This window comes from Salinimonas iocasae (assembly GCF_006228385.1).
In the GTDB taxonomy this organism is placed as follows: domain Bacteria; phylum Pseudomonadota; class Gammaproteobacteria; order Enterobacterales; family Alteromonadaceae; genus Alteromonas; species Alteromonas iocasae.
Window position 1 is genome coordinate 1,844,834 of the sequence record NZ_CP039852.1, and the last position, 16,004, is coordinate 1,860,837.

At 45.1% G+C, this 16,004-nt stretch carries 16 protein-coding genes; 5 read left to right on the forward strand and 11 right to left on the reverse strand.

From position 1 onward, the window contains the following. Position 1: 1 nt before the first annotated feature. A complete protein-coding gene (ccoN, locus tag FBQ74_RS08100) occupies positions 2–1,435 on the reverse strand; it encodes a cytochrome-c oxidase, cbb3-type subunit I (RefSeq protein ID WP_139756192.1) in 1,434 nt (477 codons plus the stop codon). Between the two features lie 187 nt (positions 1,436–1,622). Here ccoN and FBQ74_RS08105 point away from each other — a divergent pair, with 187 nt between their 5' ends. Beyond that, entirely contained in the window at positions 1,623–2,051 is a 429-nt protein-coding gene (locus tag FBQ74_RS08105) for a hypothetical protein (protein WP_139756193.1), read from the forward strand. 12 nt (positions 2,052–2,063) lie between these two features. On the opposite strand, the gene bfr (FBQ74_RS08110) is transcribed toward FBQ74_RS08105, so the two are convergent. From bfr (FBQ74_RS08110) to FBQ74_RS08125, 4 genes are all read right to left on the reverse strand, one after another. Further along, on the reverse strand, positions 2,064–2,531 hold the full coding sequence (gene bfr, locus FBQ74_RS08110) for a bacterioferritin (protein ID WP_139756194.1): 468 nt from the start codon (positions 2,529–2,531) through the stop codon (positions 2,064–2,066). Beyond that, positions 2,528–3,007, reverse strand: coding sequence for a bacterioferritin (gene bfr / locus FBQ74_RS08115; protein WP_139756195.1), 480 nt, complete (start codon positions 3,005–3,007; stop codon positions 2,528–2,530). Before bfr (FBQ74_RS08115) ends, bfr (FBQ74_RS08110) begins: the two co-directional genes overlap by 4 nt. Before the next feature lie 117 nt (positions 3,008–3,124). Next, the gene (locus FBQ74_RS08120) at positions 3,125–4,717 is read right to left on the reverse strand and encodes a cation:proton antiporter family protein (protein WP_139756196.1); all 1,593 of its coding nucleotides are present in this window, start codon (positions 4,715–4,717) and stop codon (positions 3,125–3,127) included. A 45-nt stretch (positions 4,718–4,762) separates the two neighbouring features. Beyond that, complete coding sequence (locus FBQ74_RS08125; protein ID WP_139756197.1) at positions 4,763–5,710, reverse strand: alpha/beta fold hydrolase; 948 nt, start codon at positions 5,708–5,710, stop codon at positions 4,763–4,765. Positions 5,711–5,964: 254 nt separating this feature from the next. On the opposite strand from FBQ74_RS08125, the gene FBQ74_RS08130 reads away from it, so the two are divergent. The 3 genes from FBQ74_RS08130 (at position 5,965) to FBQ74_RS08140 (ending at position 8,493) form a co-directional block, all read left to right on the forward strand. Continuing rightward, positions 5,965–7,602 (forward strand): FMN-binding glutamate synthase family protein, encoded by a 1,638-nt coding sequence (locus tag FBQ74_RS08130; RefSeq protein WP_139756198.1) that lies wholly within the window; start codon positions 5,965–5,967, stop codon positions 7,600–7,602. A gap of 25 nt (positions 7,603–7,627) precedes the next feature. Continuing rightward, a complete protein-coding gene (locus FBQ74_RS08135) occupies positions 7,628–8,050 on the forward strand; it encodes a universal stress protein (RefSeq protein ID WP_139756199.1) in 423 nt (140 codons plus the stop codon). A gap of 83 nt (positions 8,051–8,133) precedes the next feature. Beyond that, positions 8,134–8,493 (forward strand): diacylglycerol kinase, encoded by a 360-nt coding sequence (locus tag FBQ74_RS08140; RefSeq protein ID WP_139756200.1) that lies wholly within the window; start codon positions 8,134–8,136, stop codon positions 8,491–8,493. Positions 8,494–8,507: 14 nt separating this feature from the next. Here the strand turns inward: FBQ74_RS08140 and FBQ74_RS08145 are convergent, their stop codons facing one another. From FBQ74_RS08145 to FBQ74_RS08170, 6 genes are all read right to left on the reverse strand, one after another. Next, the gene (locus FBQ74_RS08145) at positions 8,508–8,864 is read right to left on the reverse strand and encodes a hypothetical protein (protein WP_139756201.1); all 357 of its coding nucleotides are present in this window, start codon (positions 8,862–8,864) and stop codon (positions 8,508–8,510) included. A gap of 153 nt (positions 8,865–9,017) precedes the next feature. Continuing rightward, on the reverse strand, positions 9,018–10,265 hold the full coding sequence (locus FBQ74_RS08150) for a DUF945 family protein (RefSeq protein WP_139756202.1): 1,248 nt from the start codon (positions 10,263–10,265) through the stop codon (positions 9,018–9,020). A 78-nt stretch (positions 10,266–10,343) separates the two neighbouring features. Further along, positions 10,344–11,150 (reverse strand): EAL domain-containing protein, encoded by an 807-nt coding sequence (locus FBQ74_RS08155; RefSeq protein WP_139756203.1) that lies wholly within the window; start codon positions 11,148–11,150, stop codon positions 10,344–10,346. 31 nt (positions 11,151–11,181) lie between these two features. Continuing rightward, positions 11,182–11,529, reverse strand: a complete 348-nt coding sequence (locus FBQ74_RS08160) for a DUF421 domain-containing protein (RefSeq protein ID WP_139756204.1) — start codon at positions 11,527–11,529, stop codon at positions 11,182–11,184. Positions 11,530–11,588: 59 nt separating this feature from the next. Then, positions 11,589–12,644: a tyrosine-type recombinase/integrase gene (locus FBQ74_RS08165; RefSeq protein ID WP_139756205.1), complete on the reverse strand. Its 1,056-nt coding sequence runs from the start codon at positions 12,642–12,644 to the stop codon at positions 11,589–11,591. 971 nt (positions 12,645–13,615) lie between these two features. Further along, positions 13,616–13,891: a hypothetical protein gene (locus tag FBQ74_RS08170; RefSeq protein ID WP_139756206.1), complete on the reverse strand. Its 276-nt coding sequence runs from the start codon at positions 13,889–13,891 to the stop codon at positions 13,616–13,618. 546 nt (positions 13,892–14,437) lie between these two features. On the opposite strand from FBQ74_RS08170, the gene FBQ74_RS08175 reads away from it, so the two are divergent. Continuing rightward, complete coding sequence (locus FBQ74_RS08175; protein ID WP_139756207.1) at positions 14,438–15,829, forward strand: S8 family peptidase; 1,392 nt, start codon at positions 14,438–14,440, stop codon at positions 15,827–15,829. Positions 15,830–16,004: the final 175 nt, after the last annotated feature.

The window sequence follows — 16,004 nt, forward strand, 5'->3', positions numbered from 1 at the left end:
GTTATGCTGGCTGCGTGGCCGGGTCAGCAGCAATGCTGCCCTTGGGCGCTTTAATGGTGCGATAAGCGTTGTAAGCCATTACCAGCATACCTGCCACCACAAAACAGCCACCGATAAAGCGAACCACGTAATAAGGTTTTGACGCTTCCAGTGACTCGACAAAGCTATAGGTCAATGTGCCATCAGCATTTACTGCACGCCACATCAGCCCCTGAAGTACGCCAGAGAACCACATAGCAACGATGTATAACACAACACCGATAGTTGCCAGCCAGAAGTGCACATTCACCAGACGAGTGCTGTACATCGCTCGCTGACCGAAAAGGTGAGGGATCAGGTGATACACCGAACCAATGGAAATCATCGCTACCCAGCCAAGCGCACCCGAGTGAACATGACCTATTGTCCAGTCGGTGTAGTGGGACAGGGCGTTAACGGTTTTAATCGCCATCATTGGCCCTTCGAACGTGGACATGCCGTAGAAGGTTAAAGAAACCACCAAAAAGCGAAGTACCGGGTCAGTACGTAACTTATGCCACGCGCCCGATAGCGTCATTATCCCGTTTATCATACCGCCCCAGGAGGGCACAAACAGAATAACCGACATCACCATACCCAGTGACTGCGTCCAGTCAGGCAGCGCGGTATAATGTAAGTGGTGGGGGCCTGCCCAGATATATAAAGAAATTAATGCCCAGAAGTGAACAATGGATAAACGATAAGAATAAACCGGTCGGCCAGCTTGTTTAGGAACAAAATAGTACATCATGCCCAGGAACCCGGCAGTAAGGAAAAAGCCTACCGCATTATGGCCGTACCACCATTGCATCATGGCATCGACGGCACCGGCATATAATGAATATGATTTGGTAAATGAGACTGGAATGGCCATGCTGTTACCGATATGCAGAATCATCACGGTAAGAATAAAGGCCCCGTAGAACCAGTTTGCAACATAAATATGCGAAACTTTACGAATAACGATGGTGCCAAAAAAATTAATACAGTACGCAATCCAGACCAAAGCAATGAGGATATCAATAGGCCATTCCAGCTCTGCATACTCCTTTGACGAGGTCATACCCAGTGGAAGAGTGATAATCGCTGCGACAATAACGGCCTGCCATCCCCAGAATGTAAAGGCGGCCAGCTTGTCGCTGAAGAGCCTGACCTGCGAAGTACGCTGCACAACATAATAGGATGTCGCAAACAGGGCGCTTCCGCCAAAGGCGAAAATTACCGCGTTCGTATGCAGGGGACGTAAACGGGAAAACGTCAGCCAGGGTAGGTCGAAATTAAGCGCCGGGGCAAATAACTGGGCAGCAATAAATACGCCCAATCCCATCCCTATGATTCCCCAAACGATCGTCATAACGGTAAACTGACGTACAACCTTATAATTGTACGTCGGTTGTGCTTGGCTTATGTCACTCATTTTATTGAATCTTCCACATCAATGAACACAGGCACAGTTTTTCGTGCAAAAAGCGCCCAAATTGGTCAATTGGTACGCGATGATAATGTTTTTATATACAAAAAGATAGCACAAGAAACATCAGTTTGATTCAAGTCAATAGATCAGCATACTAAATTAATAGTAAAGTAGTAGTTACACAAAATTCATGGATAAACCAAGCCGTTCCGTCATTTTAATTAGCAGTGCCGCTGTCGTATTTTCGCTATTAACAGCAGGTGCCATATGGTTCTTTTCTACTGATACTGCGCAACATAGCTGCGTGATAAACAGCAACTCGTGCGAAATTCAAACTGCTGACACGACTTTACAGGTAATACTGGATACAAAGCCTGCACCTGAAGAACAAATAAACTTCACGCTGAATACGCCTGGCGCATTTCACGTTCAGGATATCCAGCTAGAAGGTGATGATATGTATATGGGCAGAGTGCCCGTCTTTATTAAAAGTAATGAAGGTAACAGCATTAAAGGATGGTTCATGCTGGGGAGTTGTAGCCAGAGCCACATGCGATGGCGGATGGTGATAAAAGTAAAGGGCCATAAAGACCCTTTCATTGTTTATCTGGATGTATAGCGTATTTCGCGATTACATTTGGGACTGCAGATAATTAGCCAGGCCCACCATTTTGATCAGCTTAAGCTGTTGTTCCAGCCAGTGTGCGTGGTCCATTTCTGTATCGTCTAGCAACTCAATTAGCATATCACGGGTGACAAAGTCGCTTTCTTTTTCGCACATCGCGATAACTTCACGAAGCTTGGCGTCCACTTCATATTCAACACGCAAGTCACTTTCCAGCATTTCAGGCACTTCTTTACCCACTTTAAAGCCAGTGCGGGTTTGCATATCCGGGGTGCCTTCCAAAAAGAGCATGCGCTCGATCAGTTTTGTGGCATGGCCACGTTCATCATCAAACTCATGATCGATACGCTCATACAGCTTATTCAATCCCCAGTCTAAATACATCTGCGAGTGAATAAAGTATTGATCCATCGCTGCCAGTTCATAGGCAAGCAGCTCATTAAGCGCCGATACTATTTTTGCATTGCCTTTCATTCGTCATCTCCGATTACCTGGGTTTGTAGATAATTTTCAAGACCCAGCGCACCAATCTGATATTCCTGGGTTTCAAGCCAGTCAAGGTGCTCTTCTTCGTATTCTAAAATTGACTCCAGCAGGTCACGGCTCACGTAATCCTGCTTCTGTTCGCACAGCGCAATACTCGTTTTCAGTTGGGGTATCTGTTCTAACTGAAACTTTGTATCACAGGCGAGCATTTCTTCAGGGGTTTCGCCGATATAAAGCTTACCCAGCGCCTGAAGATTAGGCAGACCTTCCAGAAACAAAATTCGCTCGATAAGGTCGTCTGCCTGCTTCATGTCCTTAATCGACTTTTTATAGTTACGTTCGTTAAGATTATGAATGCCCCAGTTTTTAAACATTCGGGCATGCAGAAAATATTGATTAATGGATGTCAGCTCACTGGTGAGAATGTCGTTCAGTGAGGCGATTACCTGCCTATCACCTTGCATGGGGAATCCTTTAAAAAAATGTGATGTAAAGTATAAACCAGTATCGCCAAGCCGTCAAAAAAACCTTTTAAAACAAAGATATACAAATGTAAATGATTATCAACGCTAACTTTGTTTTTATTTGGCCGGGACCACAACATCCTGATTTGCATGGACATATGCCAGACTTTCCTCAGCAAAGCCCAAACCAGCTTCGGTAAAGAAGTTAAAAACTTTATCTACGCCATTTTCCAACAGGGCGTTTACTTCATCTTCATAGCGGGCAATCGCGGCCACCTTTCCATCAAAACCAGCATGCTTTAGCTGACCGGTAATATTAATCGCATCTTCAATAGAAGGTAATGCAAGTAAGATAAGCTGTGCGTTTGAGATGTCCAGATTATCCCAAAGGTCAATGTCTTCGCCGTCGCCACAAATAACGTTCAGGCCTTTTGCTTTCAGGCGTCGGATTTTAACGCGATCAGCATCCATTCCGACTACACGACTGTTAACCAGTTTGCTGAGTGACTGAAACGCGCCCATTCCCACACGACCCATACCGATGACCATGAAGTGCGCTTCATCGATGCTTGGATAGATATCTTCGGGTAATCGCTTTTTGCGCTCGAAACGTGTGATTTTGTCTTTTATACGGATATACCGGCTATGAGAGTTCCGATATAGCAGACTGGTGATCACGAACGACAACGAGACACTGAGTGCCAATACTACCAGCCACTTGTCGCTAAGTAATCCCAAAGATACAGCCAGCGAGCCCACGATAAGACCAAATTCGCTGAAATTGCTGAGTACAAGACTGGTGAGGTAACTTGTCCGGGCACGAAGCTGCAGGCCTGTCATCAGTGCAAAGAATAGAAATGCTTTAAAAGGCAGCAATAAGCAGACAATGAGGGCCATTGTGAGCATCGGAACATCAGGCAGCGCAGTCAGGCCGATAGACAGGAAAAAACCTATCAGGAACAAGTCTTTGAATGCCAGGAGCGATTTAGACAGCTCAGTAGCTTTTGAATGCTTGGCCAACAACATGCCGATAAGCAGTGCACCCAGGTCGCCTTTGATACTGACCAGCTCGAAAAGCTGATAAGCGCCCAGTGCCAGAATGAACCCTGTAAGTGGCAGTAATTCGCCGTGCCCTGATTTATTCAGCATTTTATTAAGAAGGGGCAGGGCCGGGAATACCAACAGCAGTGCCAGGGCCCAGACGGAGGGCAGTTTGCCGGTTGCTGCAACCATGAATACGACAGCAAAGACATCCTGCATAACCAGCACGCCTATCGCGAGCCTGCCGTGACGGGTTTTTCCCTCTCCGGCTTCTTCTAAGATTTTTACCACACAAACGGTACTGGAAAAACTCAGCGCAAAGGCAATAAGGGCTGCGCTTTGAAAGTCTATCGCGCCGGTGACGCTACCCATGAACGCCGCCACGCCATACAGCACGCCGGTCACCACGCCGACCCAAATCAGTGTATGAGAGACACTACCAGCCCAGACTTCTCGCCGGCTCAAATCCTTCACGTTAAGCTTAAGGCCAATAGTAAACAGCATAATCGTAATACCAAGACTGGCAATTTGCTGTAGTTGGTCCGACGCGGTGAATCCCAGCGCATTTAAAATAAACCCTGCTGCCAGATAACCTACCATCGGAGGAATGCCTGTCATTTTTACAGTGAGGCCACACAAAAAGGCAAACAGAAGAAAAATATATTCCATAAAAACAATAATCCCTACAACACAAGTGGTGATCTAATGACGTTATCAGGCTGCCTGACGTATTTTATTGCTATGTACGAAGTTCTGGATGCGCTGATAAGTCCTGGCAGGTGCTTCTGCCATTGGCATATGCCCGACATCATGAAAAATTTCCCAGTCGCAGTGAAGACACGCCAGCCAGTTATCGAGTGCTGATACATCCAGCAAGCCGTCTTTGCCTCCCCAGATAATCAAAACGGGTGTTGATGTGGTTGCCAGCTCTTTTTCATTAATGTATCCGGAGGCGACGAAATCGTCGAACACCTGCTGGTATTCATTGACCCTGGCAATATGCTGATCTGCCAGCACATCTTTAACAATGCGCGGGATATAGGGGCCACTGGCCATTGCCATTGACAGCAGGCGGTAATAACCCCGCCTGCGAGTGATGAAAAACGGGTTCTGCCCCTTATCCAGCATGGCATCAAGTCGGCTTTTCTTATTAGCAGGCATGCCCGCAGGGCACAGTAAGACCGAAGAGGAAACCGCACTGGACTGATGTTTGGCCATCCATGCGGTGATATAACCGCCCATTGAGTTACCTACCAAAGTCGCTTTTTGGTATCCCAGACGCCAGATTAACGCAGTCAGTAGTTTTCCGTGGTCGCTGACCTTGTAATGCCACTCAGTAGAAAAGCCGGTCTGGCCATGCCCGGGCAAATCAGGAATAACGATGTGATATTCATCTTTAAATAAATTGGCCAGCGAAAGCCAGATGTTGTTGTCACCGGCAAACCCGTGGACCATCATCATCAGCGGCTTATGCCTGTTGCGGCTGCCTTCAGTTTCAAGCACGCTCAGGCTGATGCCGTTTATCGAGTAACGGCGACGAACCAGGCGTGCCTGTTGCATCGCGCGCTTTACATAGGCTGCCAGCAAAATCTCACCTAAGCGCGGGTAGGTGTACCAGTAAAGAAAACCAAGAAGCGCCAGAAAAGCGAGCAAAATCCACATTTGAAATGATGACCCCGATGAATCTGTATAGATAAGCGTAGTTGTGCATAAAAATATGATTTGCCAGAAAAATCTGGCTCAGAACTCTGCACATCTGTTTACTGTCTTTTTACCATATGCCCGAAAGTGATGAAAGCTGATGACAGGGAAATAATAATTAGTCATGAGCCTTCATGCGGTTTGTATGGTGACTGGTTTATGATCTCTCAATACAGTTATATCATATAGCTGTTAAAGGATCTGAAGCAGCGATTATGAGAAATACTATACTGATTACCATTGTTCTAACCGTGATTATTAACATCGGTATAGGATTTATATGGCCGCCCGCATGGCTGTTCCTGCTACTTACGCTGACATTACTGCTATTTACACTACGGGATACATTTCAGCGTCGTCATTCAATTTTGCGTAATTTTCCTTTACTTGGCCGCATCCGCTGGTCAGTAGAAAGTTTACGACCCTATATTCAACAGTACCTGCTGGAAAGCGAGACAGAAGGTCGGCCCATTCACCGGATGTTTCGTTCGATTGTGTATAAACGCGCCAAAGATTCGTTAGACAGCATGCCGTTTGGGACGCAGATGGATACCTATGCAAACGGTTACGAGTGGATTGGTCATTCGCTCTCTGCAATGGAAGTAAAGGAGATGGATGAGGACCCGAGAATTTGGGTGGGCGGCCCTGATTGTCAGCAACCTTATCTGGCCAGTGTACTTAATATTTCAGCAATGAGTTTTGGCAGTCTCAGTGCTAACGCTATTACTGCTTTGAACAAAGGCGCGGCGCAGGGGCGTTTTTACCACAATACGGGCGAGGGTGGATTGACGCCGTACCATCTGGAAAACGGTGGCGATATCGTTTGGCAGATTGGTACAGGCTATTTCGGTTGCAGAAATAAAGATGGCTCGTTTAACGAGCTTGAATTTGAGGAAAAGGCCAGCCATTCCAGTGTCAAAATGATTGAAATCAAGCTCAGTCAGGGAGCCAAGCCAGGGCATGGTGGCATTTTGCCGGCAGATAAAAACAGCGAGGAAATTGCCAGTATTCGTGGCGTCGAACCCCATACCCAGGTTGATTCACCGCCTCGACATACAGCTTTTAATACACCGTTGGAGATGATGAACTTTATTAAAAAGCTGCGCACACTAAGCAACGGCAAGCCAATAGGACTGAAGCTGGCGCTGGGTCGTAAAAGTGAGTTTATCGCCATCTGCAAAGCAATGAAAAAAACCGGTATAAAACCTGATTTTATCACCGTTGACGGGGGCGAGGGCGGTACCGGGGCAGCGCCGTTGGAGTATACTAATTCTGTCGGTTTCCCACTGCGCGAAGCGCTGGCTTTTGTCGATGACGTACTGACAGGCCTTGATCTGCGTTCAGATATACGTGTGATTGCTTCAGGCAAAGTGTTTACCGCATTTCACCTGGTACAGAATTTAAGCCTTGGCGCAGATATGTGTAACAGTGCCCGGGGCATGATGCTGGCACTTGGCTGTGTGCAGTCTTTATCCTGTAATACCAACCGGTGTCCGACCGGGGTGGCGACACAGGATCCTAAACTGGCAAAGGGCTTAGATCCGAAGGACAAATCGGTGCGGGTTTATCAGTATCATAAAAAGACCGTTCATGCGTTAATGGATATCTTGTCTTCTACTGGTCATCAGTCTACCAGCGCCCTGAACCGTACCCATGTTTTCAGACGGGTCGATCAGCAGCAAGTGAAGCGTTATGACGAGATTTTCCCACTGGTCAAATGTGGCAGCCTGCTTACCGATAATGAAGATGACTTGCCAAAGGCCTTCAGGTTGCACGTTATGGAAGCCAGCTACCAAAGCTTTATGCCTGCCAGTCAGCTGGCAGATATCGAAGAGGAAACCAAAGCAGTCTGAATTCGTCAGGCGGAGGTGAAGGTTAATGTCTCAGTACAACATTATTATGGTGGCGGTGGATATTTTCGTGTCTTATGAACGTCTTATCACAAGGCTTGACCGAATGGCCGCAGACGATAGTGAAATACACCTTGTTCATGTAGTGCAGCCCCAGCAATCTATGATGGCCTACAGTTATGGTGCACAGGATGACTCTGAAAATATTAAAGCACAGGCAGAGCAGCGATTAAGGGCGCTTGCTGACTCGTTGCACTTCAACAACATTACCATTCACTGCGCGGTTGGCAAAGTGGCAGATGAGCTGGAATATGTGGCAAAGCAGCGCAATGCAGAGCTGATTATCATCGGCGCTCAGGGTGGCAGCGGCGTTTTTACAGTATTGGGTTCGGTAGCCAGTGCTATAGTGCATCGGGCTGACGCCGACGTGTTAACGGTTAAAATGCGCTGAAAATTCTGTTAGTTGCGCCATCTTAATATCGGTGTCATATTGCGCAGGCAATCTTTAATAAATTGTCAGGCAATGCCTTTATAATGAAAACGAAGAATACCGGCTTTATCAGACTTTATTTTGCCACACTCTATTCCTGTAAAGGTCTCAAAGCCGCATTTTTAAGCGAGCCAGCTGTTCGTCAGGAGCTGGCTGTACTCTGTTTGCTTGTACCGCTGGCGTTTTGGCTGGATATCACCGTGGTTGAACGCGCGCTGCTTATCATGTCTTTGTTTATCGTTCTTATTGCTGAGCTGCTTAATTCTGCTGTAGAAGCATTAGCAGACAGGGTAAGCACCGAGGTGCATGTACTCATTGGCAAAGCCAAGGATATTGGCTCAGCAGCGGTTTTTGTCAGCCTTATTATGGCGATGCTGGTCTGGGGCATGATATTGCTTACCTGACCAGCATCTTGTCATCAGAAAGACGAAACCTTGGTTCCTTCTGGAAGGCGCTCGTTAAGCATATCGGTAACTGTACTTGAAATAAGTTTCAGATGTGAGGAGTGAACTTTTTTTTCGATTGGCTCTTCAAAGCTGACATTAGAAAAGACCATATCCTCACCACTTGACGTTACTTTTACAGTCAGATGGTCATCTGCACCGGCAATAGGCACACGGATACATAACGGTTCATTGTGGCTTTCCACATATTTCTGGGCTTCCTCGGTACTGGCAAATGCACGTTTTTTCTCTGGGTGCAGTTTCCAGTTTGAAGATTGATCGATGACCTGAATAAGCGTTTTAGCATGCTGTTCGCTAATCTGGTTACTCATTAATAACTCCTTTTGCATGATGATAGGGTTGCTTACGAAATCACAGTTCAAACAGTTTTAATAAGCTGATAAACAGCGGACTAAAAATAATAAAGCCCGGTTTACGCCGGGCTTTATTATTTTTAGCTTTCTGTTCAGGTAACGATAAAGCAACTACATCTGATAGACAGGAATTTCGTTTGCCAAAACATTGCCGTTATCTAAGGTGATTTTTACTTTATAAAGGTCACTTTCTTCGCTTAACAACCCCTGATCGAGATACTGCTGAATGACCGGTTTAGATGCAGGAAAGGCGTCGGTAATAGCTTTACCAATAGTGATATCAATGGCTCCGGCAAGTTTTTCAGTAACAAACCCGGCTTTAATATCAGCCTCTTCAAAAGTAGCCATGGTTAGCGAACCGGCGCTTTTAAGGGGCACATCGGATAATTTGAAGTCAAATGCCTCAATGTCGATAGAATGTTCGGACTTACCGAATTCATTCAGCATCAGAGAAATCTGTTCTGAATCATTACTCTGTTCATCACCATTAAGATATGCCATGGTTTTACGACTGATGTTATCCAGACTAATGTCTATGATGAAGTCGGAGATAACCATCTGCTGCGATTTCGCGTCAATATCATCAATAGTAACCTTGTATTCAAGTTCGAAAGTGTCGCTGGTTTCTTCCTCAAATTCCGTGGTAAAGCGCGCATTGCTGATAGTGACATCGGTGCCATAAGTTGCAGAGGAAACATCAATGTCGGATAGCGTCATTGTCGCTTCACTGGCATAAACGTTGTCGAAGACACGAGATGATTCGGCGGTAAAATTTAAATTCCCCAACGTGATATCAGTACCGCTGGAAGAACCTTTAAGCGTTGTTCCCTGCCAGTTAAGAGACACGTTTATTTCATCTAGTGCCAGGTCGGTATCATAAGCAACAGTAAGCGGATAGATCGTTAGTGTGCCGTCATTTTCTTCAATAACGGCCTCTTCCAGTGACAGATTTCCATGCATTGAATCAAACAGAACATTGATAGAGTAATCCATTTTAGGAGAAAACTTACTCAGGCTGGATAAATCACCGTTTGGCGAGCGCAAAGCAGAGTCGCACAACACATAGAAAGGAAAAAAGGTACAGTCGTTGTTGAATTCCACTTTGAGCGGGGACGATTCGGACAAACCGTATTGGGAAAGATAGTCCTCAGTGAGTGTCACAAAGACAGTGTCCTTTGCACCAAGAAAGCTCTCTTCCGTTATCTGTCTGGATAACTCAATTCCCTGCAGTTGATACGCTTTTTTCAGCGAGTCAAACTGGTGCTCTATAACGGTTGAGTAGCGGGACTTTGTTAACACTTGCCCGCCTATCGCTAAGATGGCAAGACCGCCCACTATCAAAACTGATTTTTTCCCCATGTAGCCGTACTCCCTTGTTAACTGGCCCAATCATTTACAACGTAAATATTCGGATAATTACTTAATAAGGTGACCAGTTTAACGCAGGGATTCAGGATTAACAGGCTCAAACGACTCAAACCCAGGTTTAGCGAAAAAATATCCTTGCTGGCGGGTTACGCCTAACCCGTACAGATAGTCTCTTTCTTCTTTTGTTTCAACACCTTCAGCCATCACAAGGATATCCAACTGTTCGGCAATTGTTTTAATAGCGGATACGATAAGTTGCTTTTTAGGAAGGTGATCGATGCCACGGATAAGTGCCATATCAATTTTTATTTTGTCAGGTGATAGCTCTGCCAGCCAGTCCAGATTGGCATAGCCGGAGCCGAAATCATCAATTGCAGTTGAAAAACCAATTTCCTGATAATGATTAACCACATTTTTCAGGTGATTGAGGTCGCTGATATGGTCGGTTTCAACAAGTTCGAATGTAATATTTTGCAGCGGGAATCCATAATTTTCCGCTGCAACGAGCGTTGTGCGAATACAGATATCCGGACGATATACAGCGCCGGGTAAAAAGTTGATATTTAAACCAGCAGTAAGGCCTTTTTCTGCTGCCAATGCAATTGCCTTCACCCGACAGGTCTGGTCAAATTTATAAATGTTCTGCGCGTTGACCTGGCTAATGACGGAACCTGCCGATTCATTGTTCTTGCCTCGTACAAGCGCTTCGTAACTAAATACTTCACCGGTATCTAAGTCAACTAATGGCTGAAATGCCATAGTAAAATCAAAATCCAGTGCTTTACCGTTACGACAGCCTTCGCAAGACAGGGTGCGGGCATTTTCTTCGATAACATAAACGGGTAAAGATTTTGCGGAAACATTTTCGAACTTCACTTAACTGATACCTGACTGCTTAATAGGTAAATCAATTGTGGTCAAAATTATTCTTTACGCAAGTAAAATAGAGCAGGGCGGGTGACTTTTTCATTGTACGCCGGGAAACTTCAAAGTAAGCAGAAAGTTTAGTAAAAAGAAACTGAAGACCAAGCAAAATAAACAGCCCCAGCAGCACCTCAGCCAGTACGACCTTCTTTAACAGTACGGAGGAGCCGAGTATAGCTCCCATCGCGACAGTCACAATCCAGTCGAAATTGTTCATCTTTGAACTGGCACGTTTGCCAAATAAAGACATTAGTGCCACACAGAATGTATATGTAAGTATCGCAGTTATAGCTACCCGGGATAGCTCATCCCAGCTTTGGAAGAAAATCATGACTAGCCCAGTAAAAACAGTGTTTGTTCAGACCGTTACGCGAAATAAAAATAGTTGGATTAACGCCCCCGGTGTGTTGAAAGCTTGGCCATCCCGCCTTTAGTAACAGCAGCCTGCTGACCATAGTGCCCGGGCATTTGCGCTGAACGCCAGCCTCCTGCAAGTTGCATTTCAGGCAGTGTGGCGCCGTTTTCAGCAAGAGAAACTGCAGCGCCAACGCGACCACTGTGCGGTGTGATATTTTCTTTTACACCAGCAAGGGCGGCAATACGTTTCCATATCCGATAAATACTTGAATACTCAAGGCGTACCGCGTGGTTACCTGAAATGCCCTCATCATAGGGCAGTAATGCGTGACCCTTATTAGAAAGACGACGAAATAAAATCCCTTTATTCAGCCGTCTTTGATCGCTGGCGTCACGTTCGACACCACGAGAAGGATGCATGTTTGCCATAGCAATGTACTCATCAACCATTGCAATGGTACTGGGAGAAATATAACGATACTGACCTTTACCACTTTGGTCATTTTTAGAGGTGAGCACGAGTAGGGCGCTGTTACGCTTATCTATATCCTCCACACAAACACGCACAACTTCATCTGCTCTCAATAAGGCATCAAACATTAGGTTTATCAGCGTTAGATCCCGCATTTCTAAAAGTGTGTCAGGAATAACCGTGTCATTTATTTTTTCAAGTAAATCGATGGTTAAGGGAACGGCCTGGTGACGGCTGAACTGGAACTTTTCGTTTTCCTTTAATGCCAGCTTCACGAAATCTTTGAGGTATACAGAGTGAATAATAGGGTTCGGGAGCCTCGCGATTCGCAAAAACTTACTCAATGCACTGAGCCTGCGTTTAATAGTGCGGTAAGCAAGCGGAGACTGACACAACACTTCTACGTATTGCTTAATACATTGCTCATTATTTTCAAACGAAGTGTTAAAACCAGGTAGCGAAGCCTGCTCACAGAAGATAACAAATTCGTTGAAATCGCTCATATAGGCCCGCTGAGTATTTTTGGGCAAGCGGGCAAAGATTTCCTCAAAGTATTGATTTACGGCATCACGGTATTGATGCGCAAATTCGACAGTTGCCGAAACAGGTAATTTCATTTAACTCACTGTATTTAAATAATAAATTCAGCCATCACGCATGATAACTGGAATTATCATGCGTGATAGATCGCATGGGTTCTGTTTATAATAAATTAATCTCATAGATATGTATATACGTACAGTTTTACAAATGGTTTTCCATTTATGTTTATGAAAGTGCAACGCTAAGCTACTGATAGAGTGAAGGTTATGGTGTAATCAAATACTATGAAATTGATTTATGCTCGATTTATATTATCGATGTTCGTAATAAGTCGTAATCTGGGCGGCAAGAAGCCCTTTAATTAAAAGGTTTAATAAACCAGCTTTGTGCAAGCGCTTTAGTCACAGATGCGGATAAAGAAAACATAGCTAACTAAGAACCTGTGAGTTTGTGACATGTCGTTAATCAATGAATAAATAAACATCACGCTGTGTGAAATCTGGTGCTAAACCAGAGGCTAAGTACTCGGGATTTCACGTAGAGACACATCAAAAATCCAGGCTTGTGTGTTCATTTACTGTAGTAGATATTTCATAGGCTTCGCATTTAGGCGTCAGAGAATGGACCATCTGAAATGCTTATTAGATGTTTTCATTTAATATGCTTCGAGCTGACGAAATGTTTGCTTATTAAAGTTAGTGTGGCCATCAAAGCCATTTGGGATTGCTTTGACACAGACAAGATAATTAGTTCATCATGTGAATAATGGTTGAGAGTTCAGTTGTGAGATGCGTGCATTGTAAGTCTGTAGCGGTAATCACTTTCCGGGGCAGGCATCACCACACTTATAGAATAATACTCTATTTAACATAATATACATTATGCGCAATTAACTATTGTGGTGGTATGGGGTGTCTGGCTGTTTGCATGACGCTGTTGGCTGCGCTGCGCGCCCGTCGGTGCTCGCTTGCCTCACGCGTTTGCTACAGTCCGCCGCGGCGAGCCTTCACGGCATGCCGCGCCGTCCTTTGCAATGCGCGTGTTGTCATTTGTTGATGAGATTTAAAACGCGGTCGACCTGGTGTTGATAGAAATCGGTGTCGAAGGTCTTATCATAGTCCGGCATCATGTCCGGCAATAAGTCGTGGTCAATAACAGGAATCACTTCGGCATCTGTTGTACGTTCGTACACCTGGAAGTTAAGCCGCTCTGGCGTAATGACATTGAACAAGTCGTCCGTCAGTTCTTCCAGATTTGAGCCACAGTAATGGTCACCTTCAACGCAATACGGATCGTTGAGTTTGCCACCGATATATTCCACTGAGTACCTGGGCCGGTCATTTTTCGTTTCTACGTCATCGATGCCATCGAACGCCATTATTAATGAGCAATACAGATTTATAATTCTAGTCAGAACAACTGGTACGTACCCGTAAACTACCATTTTGGCTACCGCTGACGAAAAATATCGAAATCGTTTTTAATAATGTAACAGCGGTATTCAGACTATAAGAAACGTTTTGAACTACAGATATTAAAGTACGTAACAGACGCGATATCAGTCACATCAGAACGTCTCTATATGTAGGACCCACATGACGTGTACTTCTAAGATAAAATTGTCTTGTACATGCAATACACAGATAACAACTCGCCTTTTTGAATCTGCTGCAGGAGTTCAAAGCCCCCTACTTCCTCTATCTGCTGACATCAGCCTAAATGAAATATTATTAACATATGCATTTTTAACTAAGTATTTTGCGTCATTTTGTTGACATACTTGTTGGATTATTGAACGATGGATTCAGCCTCTCCCACCACTAAAGATAAAGAGGCACTCTAATATAATAATTAAGGAACCCATGTTATGAAGAAGACCATGTTATGTCTTGGCTTGTCCCTTGCGTTCTCGCAAGCTCAGGCGGTCGATTTTATTCTGGATACAAATGGTAAATTTAATCAAAGCAAAGTAGAGAAACAGGTAACGAAAGCTGGCGGTACCCTGAAAAGCTGTATCCCGCAAATTGGCGTGTGTCAGGTGAGTTTCGACAGTGTTGATACCGCACTAAATTCAGGCCTGACTATGGTGCCGGATGCAACTGCATACGTACCAAAAACAGATGTTGCTAAAGATGCATCTATGTCGGTAAATGAAGATGAGTATTCAAACCCGCCCTCAAGTGGTGATGATGACTTTTTCTTCGACTTACAGTGGGGTCACGAGTCTGTAGGCGCAGTAGAGGCATGGAATGCCGGGCATCGTGGTTACGGTGTTCGTGTTGGTGTAATTGATAGTGGTGCCGATGCTGATCACCCAGACCTGCAACCAAACATCAACGTAGAACTAAGCCGTTCTTTTATTGATGAACCCTGGGATTACGCTGGTCCGGATAGTTTTAACCATGGAAGTCACACTGCAGGTACTATTGCTGCGGCAGATAATGGTTTAGGTACTATCGGTGTTGCGCCAGAAGCAGAGCTCGTAATTCTGAAGTCGCTATCTGCTGATACTGGTTCAGGCAGCTCATATGCAACGATGCAGGCCATGGTATATGCTGCTGACAACGATGTTGATGTTATCAACATGAGTCTGGGTTTGTCTGTTCGTCGTAATGGCTTGTTCGATGTTAACGATACGCCTTATGACACATCTGATGATATTCGTTTTGCGCCAGGTGGCAAAGATGGTATTGCACAATTTATTGCAAGCTACGGCAAAGCGGCTTCATATGCTAAGAAAAATGGCGTAACGCTTATTGCATCTGCCGGTAATGATGCAACAGATTACGACAAAACAGACAGCCTTGTTCACTTACCTTCGGGCCTGCCTTCTGTAATGTCTATCTCGGCAACGGGGCCGGTACTGTGGGGTAAGAATCCGGATACTGACCTGAAAAACCTGGCTATTTATTCTAACTATGGCCAGTCAGAAATCGAATTTTCTGCACCAGGTGGTGATTACACATCACAATATGTACCTGGCGGAATGGACGCGTGCACCGTTGGTGGCCTGACCCGCGTTTGTTACGTCTTTGACTTTGTATTCAGCACTGGTAACGGTGGTTGGTACTGGTCCGTCGGTACATCAATGGCGGCGCCTCATGCAGCGGGTGTCGCTGCGTTGATCATTGGTGCTAATGGCGGATACATGGATCCGGTACAGGTTGAAGCAGAGATGCGTAAATTGTCTCAGGACCTGGCTAAGCCAGGACGTGATGATGTTCATGGTCACGGTGCGGCTTATAGCCCGACTGAGTAATACCGATACATAAAAAAACCGGCTCAGGCCGGTTTTTTTATGTATATCAAACTGTTAAAAATGTACTGGCAGGTTTTAAAGCGGGTTACTTATCAGGGCTGATACAGATCAATAAGTTATCAAAAAAGTACGAGAAAATTGAATTTTTATTGGCTTTTGGAGGCGCCGCAAACTA